Source organism: Streptomyces tsukubensis (genome assembly GCF_003932715.1).
In the GTDB taxonomy this organism is placed as follows: Bacteria; Actinomycetota; Actinomycetes; order Streptomycetales; family Streptomycetaceae; genus Streptomyces; species Streptomyces tsukubensis.
In genome coordinates this window covers 7,517,434-7,541,187 of sequence record NZ_CP020700.1, presented here as the reverse complement: position 1 = coordinate 7,541,187, position 23,754 = coordinate 7,517,434, and the positions used below count along the sequence as shown (strand labels likewise).

The following is a 23,754-nucleotide window of genomic DNA, read 5'->3' as shown; positions in this document are numbered from 1 at the left end:
CGGTGCCAGCTCCCTCTCAGGACATGCCGAAGTTGTTGTCGAGCAGGGCGAACAGCTCGTCCGCCGTCGCGGTCGCGGCGTCGTCCACCGGTGGGGGCGGGGACGCCGGGCCGCCCACGGGTACGGTGCGCAGGGCCCAGGTGCGCAGCAGTTCGTTCAGCCGGTCCCCGACCTCGTCGGCGCCCTCCGTGCCGGGCGGGACCGCCGCGAGGGTCGCGGCCAGCCGGTCCAGCTCGGCCAGCAGCGGCGGAGGCTCCTGGGGGGCGCTGGACAGCTCCGTATCCAGATGGGCGGCGAGCGCGGCGGGGGTCGGATGGTCGAAGACGATCGTCGGCGGGAGGTCCAGTCCGGTGGCCTCGCACAGGAGGTTCCGGAACCGGACCACGAGCAGGGAGTCGAAACCGACTTCCGCGAAGGAGCGTTCGGGGCGCACCGGACCGGTTCCCGGGTGTCCGAGGACCGCGGCCGCATGGCCGATGGTGAGGCCGAGGATCGTCTGTCGGCGTGCCTGCCGGTCCAGCGGGGCCAGCCGGGCCGCCAGCCGCTCGGCCGGGGTGGTGTCGTCGTCCGGCACCGCCACCTCGGCCACCTCGGCCACCTCGGCCACCACGGGCTCCGCGGCGGCTCCGGCGGCGGTGGGCGGGCCGCTGCGGCCGGGTGTGGGCAGCCAGTACCGCTCGTACTGGAAGGGGTAGGTCGGCAGCGGGACATGAGCCGCAGCGGCCGGTCCGGCGGCCGCCGCGGTCCAGGCCGGCCAGTCGACGGGGCCGCCGCCGCTCGCCCAGGCCTCGGTCAGCGAGGTCAGCAGCCGGTCCCGGCCGCCGTCGCCGCGCCGCAGGGTGCCGACCGCCGATACGCCGCGTCCGGCCTCGTGGGCCACGGCTTCGATTCCGGCGAGCAGCACCGGATGCGGACCGACCTCGACGAAGAGGGTGTGTCCGGACTCCAGCAGGCTGCGGGTGGCTCCCGCGAAGTCGACGGGTTCGCGCAGATTGCGGTACCAGTAGTCGGCGTCCAGTGATTCTCCGGCGACGGGTTCGCCGGTCACCGTGGAGTAGAGGGGGATCGCGGAGGCCCGTGGCCGGATCCCGGCCAGTGCGGTGCGGAGTTCGTCCTCGACCTCGGCGACCTGTGCCGAGTGGGCGGCGTAGTTCACCGGGATCGTCCGGGCCCGCAGCCCTTCCCGGTCGCAGGCCGCCAGCAGGGCGGACAGCTCTTCGGGCTCGCCCGCGACGACCACGGAGTCGGGGCCGTTCACGGCGGCCACGCAGCTGCGTCCGGCTTCGGGCAGCAGGGCCGCGGTTCTGTCGGCGGAGGCGGCGACGGACACCATGCCGCCGCTGCCCGCCAGCCGTAGCAGCGCCCGGCTGCGCAGCGCCACCACGCGTGCGGCGTCGTCGAGGGACAGGGCCCCTGCGACACAGGCGGCGGCGATCTCGCCCTGGCTGTGGCCCACGACCGCGTCCGGTGCGACACCGGTGCCGCGCCAGTGGGCGGCCAGTGCCACCATCATGGCGAAGAGCACGGGCTGGACGACGTCCACACGGTCGAGGGACGGTGCGCCGGGGGCGCCGCGCAGCACCTCGGTCAGGGACCAGTCGGTGTGCGGGGCAAGGGCGCGCTCGCAGTCGGCGACTGCCGCGGTGAACGCTTCCGAGGTGCCGAGGATTTCCGCGGCCATGCCGGTCCACTGCGAGCCCTGGCCGGGGAAGACGAATACGGTACGGCCGCCGCGGATACGGTCCTGTACCGCGTGGGGCGCGGGCTCTCCGGTGGCGAGGGCGTCCAGCCAGGCGAGGAGTTCGTCGCGGCTGCGGCCGGTGGCGGCCGCCCGGCAGGGCAGGGCGGTACGGGTGGTGGCCAGGGCGTGGGCCAGCGCGGCGGGCCCCTGGGCGGGGTTCGCCCGCAGCTGCTCGGCGAGCCGCCGGGCCTGGGTCCGCAGGGCGGCCGGGGTCCTGGCGGAGAGCAGCCACGGGACCGTCCGGTCGGCGTCCCCCGGCGGGTCTCCTGCGTTCCCGCCGACCGTCGTGGCCGCGGCGTCGGGTGCCGCCTCCAGGACGGCGTGGGCGTTGGTGCCGCTCATGCCGAACGCGGAGACTCCGGCCCGGCGCGGCCGGTCCCCGTCCGGGGCGTCCCAGGGGCGGGCCTCCGCGAGCAGCCGTACCGCGCCCTCCGACCAGTCCACCCGGCTCGACGCCTCCTCCGCGTGCAGGGTCCGGGGAAGGACTCCGTGCCGCAGGGACATCACCGTCTTGATGACACCGGCCACTCCCGCGGCGGCCTGGGTGTGGCCGATGTTGGACTTCAGCGATCCGAGCCACAACGGCCGCCCGGCGGGCCGGTCCTGACCGTAGGCAGCCAGCAGGGCCTGTGCTTCGATCGGATCGCCGAGGACCGTGCCGGTTCCGTGCGCCTCGACGAGGTCGACGTCGGCGCCGGAGATCCCCGCGGCGGCGAGCGCGGTCCCGATCACGCGCTGCTGCGCGGGGCCGCTGGGTGCAGTCAGGCCGTTGCTGGCGCCGTCCTGGTTCACTGCCGTGCCCCGCACCAGGGCGAGCACCGGGTGCCCGAGGCGCCGGGCGTCGGACAGCCTTTCGACCAGGAGTACGCCCACTCCCTCGCCCCAGCCGGTGCCGTTCGCGCCGTCGGCGAAGGAGCGGCAGCGGCCGTCGGGCGACAGTCCCTGCTGGCGGCTGAACTCGACGAAGACATCGGGGCTCGCCATCACCGCTGCGCCGCCGACGAGGGCGAACGAGCAGTCGCCCGAGCGCAGTGCCTGGCCTGCCAGGTGCAGTGCCACCAGGGAGGAGGAGCAGGCGGTCTCCACGGTGACGGCGGGGCCGCCGAGTCCGAGGGTGTAGGCGATACGGCCCGAGGCGACGCTGGTCACGGTGCCGCTGAGCAGGTGTCCTTCGGCTTCGGCGGCCGGGTCCTGGGGCCCGGTGCCGTAGCCCTGGGCGGCGACGCCGACATAGACGCCGCCCTCGCTGCCGCGTACCGAGGCGGGGTCGACGCCGGCCCGTTCCAGCGCCTCCCAGCTGGTCTCCAGCAGCAGCCGCTGCTGGGGGTCCATCGCCAGCGCCTCGCGCGGCGAGATCCCGAAGAACTCGGCGTCGAACTCGGCGGCCCCGGTCAGGAAACCGCCTCCGGTGGTGTAGAAGGTGCCGGGGTTCAGGGGGTCCGGGTCGTAGAGCCGGTCCAGTGGCCAGCCACGGTCGGCGGGCAGGTCCGTGATGGCGTCCACTCCGTCGGCCACGAGCTGCCACAGGTCTTCGGGCGAGCGGACGCCGCCCGGGAAGCGGCAGGCCATCGAGACGATCGCCAGCGGCTCGCCGGGCGCCGCGGGCACGGGCGCGGGCGTGGCCGGGGCGGGGGCGGTGTCGTCCGTACCTCCGAGGCGGGCGAAGAGGTGTGTGCCGAGGGCGGTGGCGGTCGGATGGTCGAACACGGCGGTGGGTGTGAGCGGCAGCCCGGTGGCGGCGACCAGCCGGTTGCGGAGTTCGACGGCGGTGAGCGAATCGAAGCCCGCCTCGCGGAAGGGACGGTCGGGCGCGAAGCCGTCGGCGGACTCGTGGCCCAGGACGGCGGCGGCTTCGCCGCGGACCAGCTCCCGCAGCAGCTTCCGGCCCTCCGGTGCGGAGAGCCGCCCCAGCCGCTCCCGCCACGCCGGGTCCGGGCTCGTGCCCGCCGCCGTACCGGTCGCGGCGGACGTCTGCGCTGCCGCGGCCTCCGGCAGGCCGCGCAGCAGCGCACTGTCCCGTACCGAAGTGAATGTGGGGGTGAAGCGGCTCCAGTCCACTACAGCGACGACCGTTTCCCCGTCGCCCTGTTGCAGTGCCTCATCGAGCGCGGCGAGCGCCGACGCGGGTGCCATCGGGACCAGGCCGTGCCGGCGGAGGGCGTCGCCGACCGCGCCGTCGGCCATGCCCGCCCCGGCCCAGGGGCCCCAGGCCACCGAGGTCGCCGCCGGGCCCCGGCGGCGCCGTGCCGCCGCCGTACCGTCGAGGTAGGCGTTGGCCGCGGCGTACGCTCCCTGGCCGCCGCTTCCCCAGATGCCCGAGATGGACGAGAACAGGACGAAGGCGTCCAGGTCGTGGTCGGCGAAGAGGGTGTCGAGGTGTGCCGCGCCGCGGGTCTTGGCCGCCGTCTGCGCGGACAGTTCCTCCGGTGTGCAGTCCGCGATCGGGGTGTCGGAGGTGAGCCCTGCCGCGTGCACCACCGCGCGTACGGTGTCGCACTCGCCGTGGAGCTGTTCCAGGACGTTTTCCAGCGCGGTGCGGTCGGCGACGTCGCAGGCGAGTACGGTGCTGCGGCTGCCGAGTGCGGCCAGTGCGGCGACCAGTGCGGCGGCTCCCGGTGCTTCGGGGCCGCGGCGGCTCAGCAGCACCAGGTGCTCCGCGCCGTGCTCCGCCAGCCGGAGCGCCACTTGGGCGCCCAGGCCTCCGGTGCCTCCTGTGATCAGGACCGTGCCCCGGGGTGTCCAGGGCGGGCCCGAGGGGGTTTCGGCCGGGGCGTGGACGAGCCGGCGGGCGAGCAGTCCCCGGGGACGTACGGCCATCTGGTCTTCGCCGTCGAGTCCGGCCAGCACCGCGCACAGCGCGTCCAGTGCCGGGGCGTCCAGCTGCGCCGGCAGATCGACCAGTCCGCCCCAGCGCCGGGGGTGCTCCAGTGCTGCCACCCGTCCCAGTCCCCAGATCTGGGCCTGTTCGGGCCGGACCGTCTCGGTGCCGTCCGTCGCCACGGCACCGCGGGTGACGCACCACAGCGGCGCTTCGGTCCCGCTGTCACCGAGGGCCTGGATCAGGAGCAGGGTGCCGGTCAGGGCGGCGTCGACTGTGTCCAGGGCCGGATGGGGGCCTTCGGCCAGGCCCAGCAGGGACAGTACGCCGGTGAGTCCACCGGATTCCGCGGGCAGCAGTGCGGCCAGTTCACCGCGTTCGGCAGCGGCTCCGGCCCGGACGACCACGACGTCGGCGCCGTGTCCGGCGAGCGCCTGCTCGCAGGCGTGAGCGGTGGCATCGGTGCCCGGCCCGTCCGGGGTGACCAGCAGCCACCGTCCGGTGAGCCGGGCCGGTACGGGCTCGGCGGACCGCTGCCAGTCGATGCGGTAGCGGCCGGGGCCGGCGGTGTCCGGCCGGGGGCCGGGGCGCCGGGACGCGGGCGCGGGCTCCGGCCAGAAGCGCCGTCGCCGGAACGCGTAGGTGGGCAGGTCGATCCGCCGGACCGCGGTGCCTCTCCAGCCCGTCGACCAGTCCACCGGGACGCCACGCAGATGCAGCGAGGCGAGTGCGGCGCGGACCGCGTCCACCTCGCCGCGGCCGTCGCGCAGCAGCGGGACCGTCCCGCCGTCGCCGGGGTCCGGCAGGCAGGCGTGGACCATCCCGGACAGCACTCCGCCGGGACCGAGTTCGAGGTACGTCGTGGCGCCCTCGGCCCTCAGTCGGCGGGCGCCGTCCAGGAAGCGCACGGTGGCCCGGACATGGCGTACCCAGTAGTCCGGTGAGCAGAGTTCGCCGGCCGTGGCCGTCAGCCCGGTCAGGTTGGAGACGACCGGGATCCGGGGCGGGTGATAGGTCAGTCCCTCGGCGACCTGACGGAACGCGTCAAGCATTCCTTCCGTCCGGGCGGAGTGGAAGGCGTGGCTCACGTTGAGGGCCCGGGTGCGGCGGCCGCGGGCGCGGAACACTTCGGCGAGTCGGTGCACCGCGTCCGCGTCGCCGGACAGCACCACGGAGGAGGGCCCGTTGACGGCGGCGATATCCACGGGGACGGGGCCGGGGTGCGTCCCGGTGGCGGCCCGGTCGGCCTCGTCTTCGCGGAGTGTCTGCCGTACCTCGTCCTCGGCCGCCTCGACGGCGACCATCGCGCCGCCGCCGGGCAGTGCGTCCATGAGCCGTCCCCGGGCCGCCACCAGCTCACATGCGTCGGGCAGGTCCAGAACACCGGCCGCGTGGGCGGCGGCGAGTTCCCCGACCGAGTGCCCCATCAGCAGATCGGGCTGCACCCCCCACTGCCGGACCAGCCGGAACAGCGCCGTCTCCAGGGCGAACAGCGCGGGCTGGGTGTAGCGGGTGCGTTCGAGCAGCTCTGCTCCGTCGCTGCCGGGTGCGGCGAACAGGAGGTCGCGCAGCGGCAGGTCGAGGTGCGGGTCGAGCGCGGTGAGCACCTCGTCGAGGGCGTCGGCGAACAGGGGGTCGTCGCGGTAGAGCTCGGCACCGGCACCGGCCCGCTGGCTGCCCTGCCCGGGGAAGAGGAAGGCGGTCCTGCCCGGCCGTCCGGTGCCTCCGGTGAGTACCGCGCCCGAACTCCTGCCCTGCGCGAGTGCGGTGAGGGAGCGCCGTACGGACTCCGGGTCGGTGGCCAGAACGGCGGCGCGGTGTTCGAGGGAGGCCCGGCCCACGGCCAGTGAGTGGGCGACGTCGGCCAGTGCGGCGCCCGGTTCGGCGTCGAGCCGGGCGAGGAGCCGTTCGGCCTGGTCCCGCAGCGAGTCGGGGTTCCCGGCCGAGAGCAGCAGGGGTACGGTCGCACGGCCGGGCCGCCCGGGGGCGGCAAGGCCGGGGCTGGGACTGGAGCCGGGGCTGGGGCTGGGCACGGCGACCGTGTCCGGCGCCTGTTCGACGATCACATGGGCGTTGGTCCCGCTGATACCGAACGACGAGACTCCCGCCCGGCGCGGCCGCCCGGTCTCCGGCCAGGGCGTCCGCTCGGTGAGCAGCCGTATCTCGCCGCCGGACCAGTCGACGTGCGGATTCGGCGCACCGATGTGGAGGGTGCCCGGCAGTTCGCCGTGCCGGATCGCGAGGACCATCTTCATCACCCCGGCGACCCCGGCCGCCGCCTGCGTGTGGCCGATGTTCGACTTCACGGAACCGAGCCACAGCGGGCGGTCCGCCGGGCGCCCGGGCCCGTGCACGGCCTGCAGGGCCTGCGCCTCGATGGGGTCGCCGAGTCTGGTGCCGGTGCCGTGGGCCTCGACCGCGTCGATCCGGTCGGCGCTCAGCGCGGCGTCGGCCAGTGCGGCGCGGACGACCTGCTGCTGGGAGGGCCCGTTGGGGGCGGTGAGCCCGTTGCTGGCCCCGTCCTGGTTCACCGCGGTGCCGCTGACCAGCGCCAGTACGGGGTGGCCGTGGCGCAGGGCGTCGGAGTGGCGTTCCAGCAGGAGCACTCCGGCGCCTTCGCCCCAGCCCGTACCGTCCGCTTCCGCCGAGAAGGCCTTGCACCGGCCGTCGGCGGCGAGTCCGCGCTGGCGGCTGAACTCGACGAAGAGCCTCGGTGTGCTCATCACGGTCACCCCGCCCGCGAAGGCCTGCTCGCAGTCGCCGCGCCGCAGCGCCTGTACGGCGAGGTGCAGGGCGACCAGGGAGGACGAGCACGCGGTGTCCAGGGTCAGGGAGGGGCCCTGGAGGCCGAGGACGTAGGACAGCCGCCCGGACAGCACACTGGCCGTGTTCCCGGTCAGCAGATGCCCCTCCGAGATCCCTTCGGCCCCTTCCAACAGGCTGGGGTAGTCCTGGCCGTTGGTGCCGATGTAGACACCGATCTGCCGGTCTTTCAGTGAGGTGGGGTCCTGTCCGGCGCTCTCGGCGGCTTCCCACGCGGTCTCCAGCAGCAGCCGCTGCTGGGGGTCCATCGCCAGGGCCTCGCGCGGCGAGATCCCGAAGAACTCCGCGTCGAAGTCGGCGGCCCCGGTCAGAAAACCGCCCTGAACGGTGTAGGTGGTGCCGGGCCGGTCGGGGTCGGGGTCGTACAGCTCCCCGGTGTCCCAGCCCCGGTCGGCGGGCCAGTCGGCTATCGCGTCGGTGCCCTCCGACAGCAGGCGCCAGAGGTCCTCGGGGCGTTCGACTCCGCCGGGGAAGCGGCAGCCCATGCCGATGATCGCGATCGGTTCGTTCGGGCCGGGCCCGGCCGCCGGGTCGGCGGCGGACCCGGATTCGGCGGCTGTCGCGGTCCCGTGGGTGGGGTCCGGGTCGGGGAGGGCCAGCTCGGTGAGCAACCGTCCGGCCAGCGCGGACGGAGTGGGATGGTCGAACAGGACCGTGGCCGGGAGTTTGAGTCCGGTGGCGGCGGCGAGCCGGTTGCGCAGTTCCACGGACGTGAGGGAGTCGAAGCCGAGCACGGAGAACGCCTTCTCCGGCAGTACTGCTTCGGTGTCGGAGTGGCGCAGCACGGCGGCCGCATGGGTACGCACCAGTTCGGTGAGCATCGCGGCCCGGTCCTCGCGGCGGGGCAGAGCGGCCACCCGTTCCCGGAGCCCTCCGGCGGGATCGCCCTCTTCCCGTACCGGCGGTACGGCGATGTCCGGGGAGGCCGTTGCCGCGGCCGGTTCCGGCAACCCTGCCAGGAGAGCGGTGGAGCGCAGTCCCATACCGGTGGCGAAGCGCCGCCAGTCGACATCGGCGACCAGGACCAGTGCATCGTCCTCGGCGAAGGCCCGGCCTATCGCGGTGACCGCCGATTCGGGCTCCATCACCGGCATGCCGAAGTCCCGCAGCCGCACGGCGACACCGTCGGCGAGCATTCCGCGCCCGGCCCAGGCGCCCCAGGCCACGGCCGTACCGGGCAGCCCCGCGGCGCGGCGGGCTGCGACGAGGGCGTCCACGGCGGCGTTGGCGGCTGCGTAGTTGCCCTGCCCCGCGCTGCCGACGACGCCCATCACCGACGAGAACACCACGAAGGCGGAGAGGTCGTGGGCGGCGGTGACCTCGTGGAGGTTCTGCGCGGCGGTCAGCTTGGCACGCAGGGAGAAGGCGAGCCGCTCGGGGTCGAGAGCGCCGAGCATGCCGTCGTCCAGGGCGCCCGCCGCATGGACGACCGCGCGGAGCGGATACTCCGCGGGGATGTCCGCGACCAGTTCCGCCAGTGCGGCCCGGTCGGCGACGTCGCAGGCGGCGAAGGCCACCTCGGTGCCCAGGGCGATCAGTTCCGTCCGGAGTTCCTCCGCACCGGGTGCTTCGGCGCCGCGCCGGCTGACCAGCAGCAGCCTGGGCGTGCCCCGGCGCGCAAGCCAGCGCGCGGTGTGGGAGCCGACGCCGCCGGTGCCACCGGTGACGAGGACCGTGCCGGGCCGGTCGGAGTCCCACAGCGCCCCGGCGCCGGTGCGGTCCGTGGGGTCCTTGCGGTCCGTACGGCCTTTCGGCAGGGGGCGCGGAGGTGCGGGGCGAAGACGGCGACCGTGGACCCCGGTGGACCGTACCGCCACCTGTTCCTCGTCGGGTACGGCTCCCGCGAGCACCGCGCAGAGCCGGCGGACGGTCCGCTCGTCCGGTGCCTCGGGCAGATCCACGAGACCGCCCCAGCGGTGCGGATGCTCCATGGCCAGCGTCCGCCCCAGAGCGGCGGACGCGGCCTGACCGACGTGACCGGGCCGCTCCGAACCGCCCAGGACCGCTGTCCCGGTGGTCAGTATCCAGAGCGGGGCGTCGATCCCGGTGTCCTCCAGCGCCTGGACCAGGGCGAGGGTCAGGGCCGGCCCGCCGGGGAGATCGGGGTGACCGGGGTGGAACCGCTCCTCCCAGGACAGCAGCGAGAGCACCCCTGTGACCGGCTGCTCTCCGGTGACTTCCTTGAGCAGTGCGGCCAGTTGTTCCCGGGTCGTGCCCGGGTCGTCGACGCGGCATTCGACGAGATCCGCCCCGACGGCGCCGAGGGTGTCCAGGACGGCCGCCGCGGTGGCGTTCTCGGGGCGCAGGGCGAGCCAGCGGCCGGTGAGGCCGTCGGCAGGGACGGCCGTGAGCGGTGACCAGGAGACGTGGTAGCGCCAGGAGTCCGCGCGCCGTTCCCGGGCCCGGCCGGACCGCCAGGCGGCCAGTGCGGGCAGGACTTCGTCCAGTGCGTCTCGGCAGACCCCCAGGGCATCGGCCAGCCGGGCGGGGTCCTGCTGTTCGAGGTCGTCCCAGCGGTCTTCGGCGGCGGGGGAAGCCGGGACGGGATCGGGAGCCGTCAGCCAGTAGTCCCGCCGCTGGAAGGCGTAGGTGGGCAGGTCGACGCGGCGGGCGCCGGTGCCCGCGAACAGTGGCTCCCAGTCGACCGGAAGCCCCTGGGTGTACGCCTGGCCGAGGGCGAGCTGCAGTTGGCGGAGCCCGCCTTCGCCGCGCCGCAGGGTGCCCAGCACCGCCGCGTCCACAGCTGCGGCCTCCACCGACTCCCCCACCGCGACCGCCAGCACCGGATGCGGACTCGGCTCGACGAAGAACCGGAACCCTTCGGCGAGGAGTTCGCGGGTGGCTTCCTCGAACCGTACGGTCTCCCGAAGACTGCGGTACCAGTACGCGGCATCCAGCGACGCCGTGTCCAGCCACCCACCCGTCACCGTCGACCAGAACGGCAGCGCGCCCGAGACGGGAGTGATGCCGTGCAGATCATCGAGTAGCCGTTCGCGGATCTCCTCCACCTGTACGGAGTGCGAGGCATAGTCGACCTCGATACGCCGGGCCCGTACCCCCTCGGCTTCGCACTGTTCCAGGAGCTCCGTGACCGCGTCCGCATCACCGGACACGACGGTCGACCGGGGCCCGTTGACCGCCGCGACCGACAACCGGCCCTTCCAGGCCCCGATCCGCTCCCGTACCTCCGCGGCCGAAAGGGCGACCGACGCCATCCCACCCCGACCCGCCAGCGCCACCACCGCACGGCTCCTCAGAGCCACGACCTTCGCCCCGTCCTCCAGCGACAGCCCACCCGCCACACACGCCGCCGCCACCTCACCCTGCGAATGCCCCACCACCCCATCCGGCACGATGCCGTGCGACCGCCACACCTCCGCCAACGACACCATCACCGCCCACAGCACCGGCTGCACCACATCCACCGCATCCAGCGAACCCGACGAACGCACCACCTCCGTCAACGACCAGTCCACATAGGCCGAGAGCGCCCGCTCGCACTCCGCCATCCGACCCGCGAAAACCCCGCACTCCTCCAGCAACCCCGCAGCCATCCCCACCCACTGCGACCCCTGCCCCGGAAACACCAACACCGAGCGGCCCGACACCGCCCCGCCACCCGTCACCACAGCCGACGACTCCGTACCGTCCGCCAACGACGCCACTCCCGTCAGGAGTTCGTCCCGGTCCGCTCCCACCACGACGGCCCGCTCGGCGAACCGCGAACGGCCCACGGCCAGCGAGTGGCCGACGTCGAGCGCCCCGAGCCCGGGCTCCGCCGCCAGCCGAGCGGCCAGCGCCGCCGCCTGCCCCCGTAACGCTGCACCGTCTCGCCCCGACAACGGCCACACCATCGAACCCGGCACGGCGCCCGGCGTCTCGACCGGCACTTCGACCGGAACCGACTCCAGCACCACATGCGCATTCGTCCCGCTCACACCGAAGGACGACACACCCGCCCGCCGCGGACGCCCCGTCTCGGGCCACTCCCTGGCCTCGGTCAGCAGCTCGCCCGCGCCCGCCGACCAGTCCACCTCCGGCGTCGGACCGTCCACATGCAGGGTCTTCGGCATCACCCCGTGCCGCATGGCCAGCACCGACTTGATGACACCGCCCACACCGGCCGCGGCCTGGGTGTGGCCGATATTGGACTTCAGGGAGCCGATCCGTACCGGCCGGTCCGCGGGACGGTCCTGGCCGTACGTCGCCAGCAGCGCCTGCGCCTCGATGGGATCGCCCAGCCGGGTACCCGTACCGTGCGCCTCCACCACATCCACATCAGCGGCCGCCAGTCCGGCATCGGCCAGCGCCGCCCGGATCACCCGCTGCTGCGAAGGACCGTTCGGCGCCGTCAGACCGTTGCTCGCACCGTCCTGGTTCACCGCCGAACCACGGATCACCGCCAGCACCGGATGCCCGTTCCGCCGGGCATCCGACAACCGCTCCACCAGCAGCATCCCCACGCCTTCGGCCAGACCGAAGCCGTCGGCCGCCGCCGCGAAGGCCTTGCAGCGGCCGTCCGGCGCCAGACCGCCCTGTCGGCTGAACTCCACCAGCATGCCGAGGGTGGGCATCACCGTCACACCACCGGCGAGTGCCAGCGAGCACTCGCCCGATCGCAGCGCCCGTACCGCCAGATGGAGGGCCACCAGCGACGCCGAGCACGCCGTGTCCACGGTGATCGCCGCTCCCTCCAGGCCCAGGGAGTAGGCCAGCCGGCCCGAGGCGACGCTTCCGGTGTTGCCGGTCAGGAGATGGCCGCCGAGATCGGTGCCCTGTTCGAGACGGGGCCCGTAGTCCATGGTCATCGCCCCGACGAAGACGCCCGTCCGGCTCCGCCGCAGGCCCGCCGGGTCGATCCCGGCCCGTTCCAGCACCTCCCAGCCCGTCTCCAGCAGCAGCCGCTGCTGCGGGTCCATCGCCAGCGCTTCACGCGGTGAGATCCCGAAGAACTCCGCGTCGAACCCGGCGGCGTCGAGGGTTCCCGCCTCACGCTGGTAGTAGCGGCCCGGCGTCCCGGGGGCGGGATCGTACCGGCCGACGGTGTCCCAGCCCCGGTCCGCGGGAAGCACGGAGACGGCGTCGATGCCGTTCGACACCAGCGTCCAGAGCTCCTCCGGGCTGCTGACGCCGCCCGGATAGCGGCAACCCATGCTGACGATCACCACGGGATCGTCGTCCGGGGCCCGCACCGGCGCCGCCGGCTCCGGCCCTGCGGCGGACGGGTCGCCGACGATCCGGGCACGGAGGTATCCGGCCAGCTCCGCCGGATTCGGATGGTCGAACACCGCCGTCACAGGGATCCGCACCGCCGTCGCCGCGCTCAGCCGGTTGCACAGTTCCACCGCGGTGACGGAGTCGAACCCCAGATCGCGAAAGGTCGGATCCCCGGCAACCGGATCGGACCGGCCGGTCAGGGCCGTAATCTCCCGCCCCAGCAGCCGCAGCAGTACGGCGCGCTGCTCCGGCTCGGCCCTCCCGGTCAGCTCCGCGCGGAGTGCGACGGCGTCCGTCCCTTCCTCGTCGTCCGGCCGGGTCCCGTCGGCGGGGCCGGATGCGTCGAGGACCGACAGCGGCAGGTCCAGCAGGCGGGCGGGCTGCCCGGCGGACACCGCCTCCCGGTCCGGTGTCACGCCCCGCACGTACAGCTCCCCGAGGGAGGTCAGGAACCGGCCGAGTCCGCCCTGGTCCCGGCGCAGTGTTCCGAGGACCTCCGCCTCCGCTCCCCGTTCCTCCACGCAGTCCGCGAGGGCCGAGGTCAGCACGGGGTGCGGGCTGATTTCGAGCAGTACGTCGTGGCCGTCCCGCAGCAGGGACCCGGCCGCCTGCCGGAATTCGACCGTGCTGCGCAGATTGCGGCACCAGTAGTCGGCGTCCAGCACGGGGGTGTCCACCAGGCCCCCGGTCAGTGCGGAGTAGTACGGAAGCCGCGGTACGAGCGGCCGCAGGGGTGCGAGGTCGGTCCGCATCCGGGGGATGATCTCGTCGATATGGGCGGAGTGGGCGGCCAGCCCCACCGCGATCCTCCGCGCGTGCACCTTGGCCGCGGCCAGCTCGCCGAGCAGTTCCGCGGCGGCGTCGCAGTCGCCCGAGACGATCACCGACCGGGGGCCGTTCACCCCGGCGACGACCAGACGGCCGTCCCAGCGCCCCAACAGCGGCGCCACCTCGTGGACCGGGGCCATCACGGAGACCATGTCCCCCCGGCCGACCAGGGTCGCCTGGGCACGGCTCCAGAGGGCGACGACACGTGCGCAGTCGTCCAGGGACAGCGCGCCGGAGACCGCGGCGGCGGTGACCTCCCCGACGCTGTGCCCGAGTACGGCGTCCGGGTCGACCCCGTACGACCGCCACAGCGCGGCCAGCGACACCGTCACGGCGAACAGCAGGGGTTGCACCACGTCGGGCCGGTCCACATCGGGCCCGCCCGCGGCTCCCGGGTTGCGGAGCGCATCCGTCAACGACCAGTCGATGAACGGCTCCAGGGCCTGCGCGCACTCGTCCATCCGCGCCCGGTACACCGCCGACTCGTCCAGGAGGTCCACGGCCATCCGGGGCCACTGCGCGCCCTGGCCGGGGAAGACGAAGGCGATCCGCCGCTCCGGCGTCGCCGGGGTGCCCTCCGCCAGACCGGGGATGCCCCGGCCTTCGGCGAGCGCGTCCAGACGCTCCAGGAACCCCTCACGGTCATGCGCCACCAGTGCCGCCCGCAGGCTTCCGGGGGCAGCGGTGCGGGCCAGGGTGAGCGCGACGTCCGCCGGATGCCAGTCGTCACGGTCGGCGAGATGCTCGCGCAGGGTGCGCGCACCGGCTGCCAGCGCGTTCCTGCCGCTGCCGACCAGCGTCCAGAGGAAGGGCGATCCCGTACCCGTTGAGTGCGCCATGTATCTATGGACTCCTTCGCGGCGAGCACGACCACCAGTCACCGGACCACCGCAGAACACCCGCTGCCGAGGGGCGTCCACCTGCCCGTTCGCTTCCCGTCAGACCGGCGCGGGGCGGACCGCCGCCGGACCTGCGGTTCAGATCTTGCCCAAGCGAAATAGCGGTCCGATAGCGCAGGACGCGACACCGGGGATCGCGGCGTCAACTGTCCGCCGACCCGGGCCCGTAAATGCCCGGAGAGGATCTCCGAGTGCTGGTCGGTGACACCGGATCATTCCGCTGGCAATAGGATCGGATACGGGACTCGGATGGATTCCGGGGATTGTCCCAGAACGGGATATCACTTCGATGACGCGGCCCGCCGCATTCCCTCACACCTGGCATTTCAGGCCGAAAATTCGAACTCCTGGAACATTGCCATTCCGTGTTGTATGCTCCCCGGAAATTCCTCACAGGACGACGACAGGAGTTCCCTATGCCGTCGAACGAAACGTATGTCGGTCAGATCCTGGAGGTAATCTCCGCCGAGCCGGAGAAGGTGGTGCTGTGGTGGCACGACCAGACCTTGACCGCGGCCGGTTTGGGGGTTCTGGTCCGGTCCGCGGCGCAGGGCCTGCGACGGTGTACCGAATGGAGCGGGAGGACCACCGATGCCGTGGTCGCCGTCCTGACCGCCAACAACACCGCCCCGACCCTGGTCCTGCGGTACGCCGCGAATCTCATCGGAGCCACGGTGGTGCATCTGCACACCACCAACGCCGTGGACCCGGGGGACCGCCTCGTCGCCGATGCCGAGTTGAAGATCCTCCGGGAGACCGGCGCGACACATCTGGCCGTCGACGGAGCGAACGTCGCGTCCGCCCGGGCGCTCCGCGACCGGCTGCCCACCCCCCTCGTCCTCGTCGGGCTCGGTGAACTCGGTCCCGATGTCGTCGACCTGACGGCCGGTGACACCGACGCGTTCGACCTCGACGACGTCGAGATCAGGCCGGACCATCCGGCAGTGGTGACGTACACCAGTGGGACGACCGGTGAACCCAAGGGCATCGCCGTCGACTTCCGCACCCGCAACAGGTTCATCTCCGCCGGGCTGCAGATGGGCTGGCGCTCCGTCTACCTGTCCACCATGCCCTTGAGCCACTCCAGCGGCGCCACAGCCGACGACTCACTCGCCTCCGGCGGCTCGGTGATCCTTCAGGACCGGTTCGACGCCGACGACGCGCTGCGTGCCATACAGGAGCACCGGATCACCCGGATGCTGGTCTCGCCCCCACACCTGTATCTGCTGATGGACCACCCGGAGGTGGGCTCGACCGATCTGTCGAGTCTGCAGATGGTGACCTACCTGGGTTGTCCCGCGTCGCCGGAGCGGCTGGCCGACGCGGTCAAGATCTTCGGTCAGGTGCTCATCCAGGTCTACGGCACCAGCGAGGCAGGCTTCATCAGCATGCTCTCGCCGGCCGACCATCTCGACGCCCGGCTGCGCACCACGGTGGGACGTCCGTTACCCGGCTGGGTCCGTATCCGCGATGTGGACGACCACCACGATATGCCTGCCGGTGAGACGGGCGAGGTCTGCGTGCAGTCGCCGTTCACGATGAAGGAGTACGTCGGGGAACCCGAGCTCACCGCCAGGACCGTACGCGACGGCTGGGTGTACACCGGTGACCTCGGCTTCCTCGACAGTGAGGGCTATCTGTCCCTCCGCGGCCGCATGGGCGAAGTGATGAAGACCAACGGCATCAAGATTCATCCGGTGACGGTCGAAAACGCCTTCCTCTCCCATCCCGATATTGCGCAGGCCTGTGTTTTCTGCGTCCGGGACCGGGACCGGATCGAATATCTGCACGCCGCGGTGGTACTGCGCGAGGGGGCCACGGCCACCGTCGCCGATCTCGCGGACCATATCCGTGCCACCATCTCGCCGAAGCACGTTCCGGCAGAGACCACGATCCGCACCGAACTGCCTCTCACCGGTGTCGGTAAACCGGACAAGGCCCGGCTGGCCGCGGAAGCGGGCAGCTGAGGCCGGGACGTCCCGCTCCCTGGCGGCTGTTCTCGCCGAGTGAGCAGGGGCACTCAGGGCCTGCGTCCGCGGAAGGTGCGGCGCAGGTCGTCCACCCATGCGCCGGGGTTCTCCCACGGGATGAAATGGCCCCCGTGGTCATGGGCGTTGACGTTGACGTGGTTGAACCAAGCGGCCTGCGGACCGGCCCCGAAGGCCCGGACGCGTTCATCCGCGGTGTGGATGCCGGGCGGGTTCTCGTAGGTGACCAGGGTGAGGCCGACCGGGGCCTGCACGACGGGGGTACGGTCGTGGGCGGGGACCCAGGGGTAGCGGTTGGCGTTGGCGTAGTAGCGCATCGACGTGGCGATGGAGTTGTTCGCCCAGTAGATCGTGGCGTGGGTGAGCAGATCGTCCTTGGTGAAGACGGACTCGATGTCGCCGCCGTTGTCGCTCCAGGCATTCCAGCGCTCCAGCAGCCAGGCGAGCAGTCCGGCGGGTGAGTCGCTCAGCCCGTGGGCCAGGGTGGCTCCGTCGAGCGTGTGTACGGCGAGATGGGACGCCCAGCGGTGGTCCATCTCGACGATGCGGGCGCGGACGTCGGCGGGCTGGTCGTCGGTGAGGGGCCGGTTCCGGGCGAAGTCCCAGGCGCGGGGGCCGGTGAAGAAGTCGAGCGGCAGCCCGGAGCCGATGTGGATGCCGTACAGCCGGTCGGCGTACTTGTGGCCGAGCTGGCTGGAGACGAGCCCGCCGATGTCGCAGCCCCCTGCGGCGTACTTCTCGTACCCCAGGGTCTCGGTCATCAGGGTGTGCCAGAGCTCGGACACCTTCCAGAAGTTGAGGTCCGGGAAGCCGGTGAGCGGACCGGGGAAGCCGAATCCGGGCAGGGACGGCACGATGACGTCGAAGGCGTCGGCGGGGTCTGCGCCGTATGCGGCCGGGTCGGCGAGCGGGCCGATCACCTTCGACCAGTGCCAGAAGGTCCACGGCCAGCCGTGGGTGAGGATCAGCGGAATCGGACGGGGGCCGCGGCCGGGCTTGCGCATGAAGTGCACCGGGACACCCGCGACACTCACCTGGTACTGCTCGTGGACGTTGAGGGCGGCCTCGGCCCTGCGCCAGTCGTAGCCGTCCCGCCAGTAGGCGACCAGTTCACGGAGGTAGCCGGCCCACACTCCGTAGGACCAGTCCTCGTTCCCCTCGTCCAGCGGCGGACGGGTCAGCGCCAGACGGGCGCGCAGATTATCGAGTACCTCGTCGGACACATGGAGCGGGGTGGGCTCCAGCGGGAAGGCGCGCGGGGCGGTCATGAGGTGGTTCCTTACCGGGTAGGGGCAGGGTGGCACGGTCAGGGTCTTTCCTCCGTGTACATCATGTGCCCCGGGTACCTCATGTGCCCCGGCCGGTGGCGGTGTCCCGGAGGCCGGCCGGTCTCGGTCCTCCGGTCAGGAGCAGCCGCAGATCGTCCCAGTAGGGTCGAATGCATGACACCCATCCTTGCCGGCAGTGCCTTCGACTCCCTTCTCCTCGACTCCGTGCCCGACCAGGAGGCGCTGCGCCGGGTCTACGCGCTTCCCGGTGAAGCGGCCGTGCGCAAGCAGATGACCGAGCTGACCGAGCAGACCCGGCAGTTGATCGCCTGCTCGTCGCTGGTCCTGGTCGCCAGCGCGGACGCCGAGGGCAACTGCGACGTCTCCCCGCGCGGCGGTCCCGCGGGGTTTGTCGCGGTCCTCGACGCGCGGACGGTGGCGATACCGGACGCGACCGGCAACAAACGTCTGGACACCCTGCGGAACGTCGTCGCCACCGGACGGGCCGGGCTGCTGTTCGTCGTCCCCGGGCGCACCACGACGCTCAGGGTGAACGGCCGGGCCTGTGTCTCCACGCGCCCGGAGCTGCTGTCGCAGCTGACCGCCGTCGGCAAGCCCCCGGCCAGTGCGCTGGTGCTGGGGATCGAAGAGGTCTACCCGCACTGCCCCAAGTCGCTGCTGCGCGGCGCGGCCTGGAAGCCGGAGCAGTGGCTGCCGGCGGACGCCCAGCCGACCTCGGCCGAGGTGACGCTGGCCCAGTTGCGGATGCCGGAGCTCACGATCGCCGATATCGAGCAGCGGGAGGCGGATTCGCTGAAGTACCGGTACGAGTAACGGCCCGCCCGGACCGGACCGCCCCGGCCCCGGAAGTCCGTTCCGGTCTCCGCGACCGGCTTCCCCGCCCGGATGTGGACCCGGGGCGCAAGCGGTGACGGCCCCCGGTTGCTTGACTGGAGAGGTGTCCAACGGGAAACCCGCATCTGCCGATGAGGAGCCGCAACCGTGACAGTCACTTCAGCCGGCCGGACCGGTCCTTCTCCTCAGGAGTTGGTGAACCGCGCGCACGAACTCGTCCCCCTGCTCCGCTCCCATGCGGAGCGGACCGAGGAGGAACGCGATGTCGTACCCGAGAACATGCGGGCGCTGCGCGAGTCCGGGCTGCTGCGCCTGACCGTGCCGCCGCGGTTCGGCGGGCTCGACATCAGTGTGCGCACCCAGGTCGAGGTTCTCTCCGGAATCGGGCGCGGCTGCGCGTCGACCGGGTGGATCGCCGCCAACCACGCCGCTTCGACGGATTTCGCCCTGCTGCTGTCCGAGGAAGGGCTCCAGGAGGTCTTCGGCGAGAACCCCGACGCCGTACTGCTGTCGGCGGCGAGCCCGCAGGGCACCCGGGCCCGGCGGGTCGACGGCGGCCTCGTCGTGAACGGCCGCTTTCCGTACGCCTCGGGATGCCGGGTCTCGGACTGGGCCCTCCTGGTGGCCGTACCGCTCATCGAGGGAGACGAGCAGGTCGGCGTCGTGGACGCGCTGGTGCGCCCCGAGGAGATGCTGATCGAAGACACCTGGTTCATGGCCGGTCTCGCGGGCACGGGGACCCATGCCATGACCGCCACCGATGTCTTCGTCCCCGACCGCAGGACCCTGGTGCCACCGCGCCGTCCCGACGGCCGCTACGAGGAACTCCTCTCGCCGACCACCCTGGTCAAGGGCAATCTGCACTCGCTGTCCGCACTGGTCGGCGCCGCCCACGGAGCGTGGGACGAGGCCCGCCGGACGCTGGACAAGGGGCGCCCGATCGCCTACTCCGCGTACGAGAACGCGGCCGACTCACCGGCGGTGCGCCTGTGGTTCGCCGAAGCCACCCATCTGCTGGACACCGGCACCCTTCATCTGTACGCCGCGGCGGACGGGCTGGACCGGGCCCCCGAGGGCAAGGAGCTGGACCGCGCCGAGCGGGCGCGGCTGCGGATGCACAGCGTCTCCGCCCTGGAGTGCGGACGCCGCGCCGTGCAGCGCCTCCTCGACATCGCGGGGACGAGCGGGTTCGCCCGGCGCAATCCGGTGCAGCGCTACTGGCGGGATCTGGAGACCGGGAGCCGGCATGCCATGCTCCACCACCCGGTGATCCTGGAGGACTACAGCCGCGCCCTGTTCGGCCTCGACGGCATCTCGCCCTGGCACTGAGAGCAGACACGCCGAGGGTGCCGGTGAGGACCGCCGTACCGGCACCCAAGGGGTCGGCCGTGGTCACCTCGGCCGCGGAGCCGGGCGTTCGGCAGCGCCGGGGGCGGCGAGCACCGCCGTGCCCAGGGTCTCCGCCAGTTGCAGGGCGACGTGCAGCCGGAGGTGTTCGGTGCGGAGGGAGCGGCCGAGCAGGACTTCGGCCTTCTTCACCCGGTACGCCACCGTGTTCCTGGCGACGTGCAGTTCCCGTGACGCGGTCGACAGGCTGCGCTCGTGGTCGAGGTAGCTCTTGACCGTGGTGCGCAGCGCGGAGACCGCCGCTCCCCCGGCCGTCAGCGGGCCGAGTTCCCTGGCCACGAACTCGGCCGCCCTGCCCAGGTCCGCACCGAGCAGCAGGGCCAGTTCCACCGAGGTGTAGTCGTGGACCGCGGGGGCGGTACCGGCCGCCCGTGCCAGCCGCTCCACCGCGCGCGCCTGCTCATGTGCCTCCCGGAATCCCGGCACACCGCGGCCCGGCAGGCTCACCGCGGTATGAACGCCCGCGGCGTGGGGCGCCGGGGCCTCCCGGAGCGCCCGGTCGTCGACGGCGCCCCCGCCCCACGCCCACAGTCCGCACGGACCTGAGGGTACGACGAGGACCGACGAGGACCCGGCCCGTTCGAGGAGGGCACGGGCCCGGCCCTCCAGTGTGGTCGCGCATCCGGTGCCGGGGTGCTCCCGGCACCACAGCACCAGGGCGATATGGCGCCCGCCCAGGTCGTATCCGAGCCGCGCGGTCAGGGACGCGGCGGGGGGCACCGGTCCGCCTGCGAGGACGGAGCGCACCAGCGCGGCGGAGCGTGCGCGCGGTTCGTTCAGCCGCTCCGCGGGCAGGGCCGTCCACCGTTCGGCCACGAGGGACGCGACGGCTTCGACGGCGTCGAAGAGCCGTACGGACAGCTCCCTCATGACGGCCGGCTGGTCGACGGCCCCCACCGTCTCCGTACAGCGGCCGAAGAAGGCCGAGCTGAGCCCGGCGTGCGCCGTACGCAAACAGGTCAGCACCGCGTCGGGGCTGGTCCCTGTCTGCGCGCACTCCCCAGCGACCCGGTCGATCTCGCCGGTCAGCGCTGCGGGTGGTTCGCAGACGCCGTGGAGGGCCATGACCGCCCAGAGCGCCAGTGCCTCCACGAACCGTGCCCCGCCCGGGAGTCCAGGTCGGCCCGATGCCCGGTTCCGGCGCGTCAGGTCCCGGTGGAGGGCGGCCGCGGTCTCGACGGCCCAGCCGGTGGGTCCGCCGCCGGTCCGGGCCAGGCTCTCCGCCAGGAGCGACGGGTCGACCATCACCCCGGTCAGGGCTCCCTGACCGGCGGGTTCCAGGGTGCCCAGCAGGGCTCGTGTCCTTACTCCGGCGCCGGTCGCATCGTCCACGGGGCGCCCGGTCAACGGGGGTTCACCGCCCCGAGCCGGAGGCCGTGTTCGGCGGCGGTGCGTTCGGCATCGGCATCGGACCCGTCGCACCGCAGGGCGTCGGGTCCGGCGAAGGCCGTCAGCAGGGCCTCCGCCACCGCACCGGGCAGGGTGCCGTCCCCGGTGAAGCCGGGCGGCAGCGAGGCGCCGCCGGGGCCCGTCGACACGGTCCGCCCGCCGAGGCATTCGCCCGTGGTGAGATGGAGACCCGGCCGGGCGTGATCGCCCGAGGCGGCCGCCCGCGGTGACAGGGCGATGACCGTGCTGCCCGTGGCGACCGCCGCACGGACGGCCCCGGCGACCAGCTCGGCGGGCGGATGTGCAGCGGTGCGGGGAGCCGGCAGCGGATGGACGACGAGGTCGGCCGCCCGGCCCTTCGGCGTGTGGAACCGGACAGGGGGCAGCGGCGCCCACGCACCGGCCACGGCGGACCGTTGTACGAAGGCGTCGAGCGCGGTGTCGTCCAGATCTGCGAGGGACGGATCGTAGGCGCGCAGCGCTTCCGGTTCCCCCAGCTCGACGAGGTACGCGATCCTCGGGACGGGCCCGGGCTCGGTGGCCGGCTCGACGGCGGGCTCCGCGGTCGGCTCGGCCCGGCGGAAGTCCTTCACCGTACGGCGGGATCCGGCCCCCGCCCGTCCCACCAGGGCACGGACGAGGAGATGGGCGTCCTGGTTCCTGATGATCCCGCACAGATCGCGCAGTGCACCGGCGAGGTGTCCGATCCGGGCGTCGGAGATTCCGGCGGACGGCTCGATGCGCAGGGTGTGCGGGGCGCTGCCGGTCGGCATCAGCCGGAGGTCGTGTTCGCGCAGCAGATAGCCGGAGACGGCGAAGCCGAAGTGTCCGCGCCGGGCGAGGTCGCGGAGGTACGGCGACGCGGCGTCGGACTGGTCGTGGAACTCGATACCGAGGAGCAGTCCCGGGCCGCGGACATCGGCTACGACGTCCGGGTACTCCTTCCGGACCTCCTCCAGGGCACTGCGGATGGCCCGCCCGCGTTCTGCGGCGCGCTCGTACAGTTGTCCGCCGTCCGCCTCCAGAAGGTCCAGCACGGTCAGCGCCACCGAGCAGGAGAGGCTGTCCTTGGCGTAGGTGGAGCTGTGCGCCAGCTCGAATTCGGGGCGGTAGCGGTCCGAACGGACCAGCAGTACGGAGGATTTGGCGATACCGCCGCCGATACCCTTGGCGAGGGTGAGGTAGTCGGGGCGCAGGCCGATCAGCGAGGAGGCGAAGAACGCTCCGCAGCGTCCGAATCCGGTCTGGATCTCGTCGACGACCAGGGGAATCCCGTGGGAGGCGCAGATACGGCGCAGGGCGAGGGCGTCGTCGGCGCGCAGCGGCACCACGCCGCCCTCGCCGAGGACGGGCTCCACGAACATGGCGGCGAAGACCGGTACCGGGCGTTCCACCAGATCGACGACGCCGTCGGCCGTGGTGGTGTCGAGAACGTTCACCGTCTCCCGGGCGATCGCGCGCTGCAGTTCGGCGGGCCGGTCGGCGGGGACGAAGACGGCCCGGGGCCCGAGTCCGGCGAACGGTTCGCGGAAGGCCGGGTTGTGGGTGATCTGTACGCTGCCCGAGAGCTTGCCGTGGAATCCGCCGGTGAGGGCGAGGAAGAGCGGCGGGCGGCGGAGCGCGCGGGCGTTGCGTACGCCGAGTGCCGTCCTCAGGGCGTCGGCGGCCACACCGGGGGGCGCGTCCGCGGCGAGGCCGCCGATGGCGGTGCGCAGACGGGCGCCGAGTACGGCCGATCCGTCGCGTACGGCGTCGGCGGTGGCCCGCAGCCGTGCCGTGAGTTCCTCCTCCAGGGCCGCCAGCCGGTTCACCCGCTCCAGTTCGGCGTGTTTCAGGGCCGCTTCGACGGCTTCGGCCCCGCTGTTGGCGAAGACGGCGGAGTATCCCCCGGCGGGTGCGTCGGGCACCCCGGCGAACTCGCGCCGCAGGATCTCGTTGAGTCGCGCGGCCACCTGATGGGCCTGGGTGCGCAGGGAGAACTGGGCGTGTACGGGGGTTTCCCCGTCGAGGAGCTGCCGCATCCGGGCGGTGACGGCGGGATGGTGGTGGCCGAGGAGCAGCGAGCCGAATCCGCCGACGAAATCGGTCACGGCCCGTTCGGTGCCGTCGTCGTCCGTGTAGTACAGCGTGTCGCCCCGGGCCCGGGTGTACTCCACATCGAGGCACCAGGCGGAGAGCATGTCCTCCAGGAACCGCTCGGCGTACTTCGCAGGCACGGGCGGTGGCGGGGAAGTGGTGGTCGCGTCCATGGCGTCCTCGCATAACGGGTGACGGGGAAGGCTCAGAGCCGGGGGTACGGGTCCGGGCGGAGCCATCGGGCGGGGCCGGAAGGGTGTCGGCCGCCCGGGCGGGCGGCTGGACGTCCGGGCGTCGGCTGCTGGACGTCCGGGTGTCGGCGGCAGGGCTCCGGGCCCGTTCGGACGAACTCCGGGCCGCCTTGGGGCGGACACCACGCTAGGCCGGGCGGGCGGGGAGGGGCGCCACTCCGTGGTCTCCATCCGGTCTCCGAACCTGGATGACG

At 73.0% G+C, this 23,754-nt stretch carries 7 protein-coding genes; 3 read left to right on the top strand and 4 right to left on the bottom strand.

The annotated features are described in order from the left end of the window. Window positions 1-16 precede the first annotated feature (16 nt). A complete protein-coding gene (locus tag B7R87_RS31210) occupies window positions 17-14,266 on the bottom strand; it encodes a type I polyketide synthase (protein WP_130585156.1) in 14,250 nt (4,749 codons plus the stop codon). A gap of 476 nt (window positions 14,267-14,742) precedes the next feature. Here B7R87_RS31210 and B7R87_RS31205 point away from each other — a divergent pair, with 476 nt between their 5' ends. Continuing rightward, window positions 14,743-16,293, top strand: coding sequence for a class I adenylate-forming enzyme family protein (locus tag B7R87_RS31205; RefSeq protein ID WP_006344997.1), 1,551 nt, complete (start codon window positions 14,743-14,745; stop codon window positions 16,291-16,293). Between the two features lie 53 nt (window positions 16,294-16,346). Here the strand turns inward: B7R87_RS31205 and B7R87_RS31200 are convergent, their stop codons facing one another. Beyond that, window positions 16,347-17,582 (bottom strand): epoxide hydrolase family protein, encoded by a 1,236-nt coding sequence (locus B7R87_RS31200; RefSeq protein ID WP_006344998.1) that lies wholly within the window; start codon window positions 17,580-17,582, stop codon window positions 16,347-16,349. 174 nt (window positions 17,583-17,756) lie between these two features. Here B7R87_RS31200 and B7R87_RS31195 point away from each other — a divergent pair, with 174 nt between their 5' ends. Together B7R87_RS31195 and B7R87_RS31190 are read left to right on the top strand one after the other, a co-directional pair. Continuing rightward, window positions 17,757-18,416 carry an MSMEG_1061 family FMN-dependent PPOX-type flavoprotein gene (locus B7R87_RS31195; RefSeq protein WP_006344999.1) on the top strand — a complete coding sequence of 220 codons (660 nt, stop codon included), beginning with the start codon at window positions 17,757-17,759 and terminating at the stop codon, window positions 18,414-18,416. A 168-nt stretch (window positions 18,417-18,584) separates the two neighbouring features. Further along, entirely contained in the window at window positions 18,585-19,766 is a 1,182-nt protein-coding gene (locus tag B7R87_RS31190; protein ID WP_078902006.1) for an acyl-CoA dehydrogenase family protein, read from the top strand. A gap of 63 nt (window positions 19,767-19,829) precedes the next feature. Here the strand turns inward: B7R87_RS31190 and B7R87_RS31185 are convergent, their stop codons facing one another. Further along, window positions 19,830-21,176 (bottom strand): PucR family transcriptional regulator, encoded by a 1,347-nt coding sequence (locus tag B7R87_RS31185; RefSeq protein ID WP_006345001.1) that lies wholly within the window; start codon window positions 21,174-21,176, stop codon window positions 19,830-19,832. Window positions 21,177-21,187: 11 nt separating this feature from the next. Continuing rightward, window positions 21,188-23,482, bottom strand: a complete 2,295-nt coding sequence (locus tag B7R87_RS31180; protein WP_130585157.1) for an aspartate aminotransferase family protein — start codon at window positions 23,480-23,482, stop codon at window positions 21,188-21,190. Between the last annotated feature and the right edge of the window lie 272 nt (window positions 23,483-23,754).

Excerpts from the sequence above, each read along its gene's own strand:
- B7R87_RS31210 (WP_130585156.1), bottom strand. The coding sequence starts at position 14,266 with ATGGCGCACTCAACGGGTACGGGATCGCCCTTCCTCTGGACGCTGGTC.
- B7R87_RS31205 (WP_006344997.1), top strand. The coding sequence starts at position 14,743 with ATGCCGTCGAACGAAACGTATGTCGGTCAGATCCTGGAGGTAATCTCC.
- B7R87_RS31200 (WP_006344998.1), bottom strand. The coding sequence starts at position 17,582 with ATGACCGCCCCGCGCGCCTTCCCGCTGGAGCCCACCCCGCTCCATGTG.
- B7R87_RS31195 (WP_006344999.1), top strand. The coding sequence starts at position 17,757 with ATGACACCCATCCTTGCCGGCAGTGCCTTCGACTCCCTTCTCCTCGAC.
- B7R87_RS31180 (WP_130585157.1), bottom strand. The coding sequence starts at position 23,482 with ATGGACGCGACCACCACTTCCCCGCCACCGCCCGTGCCTGCGAAGTAC.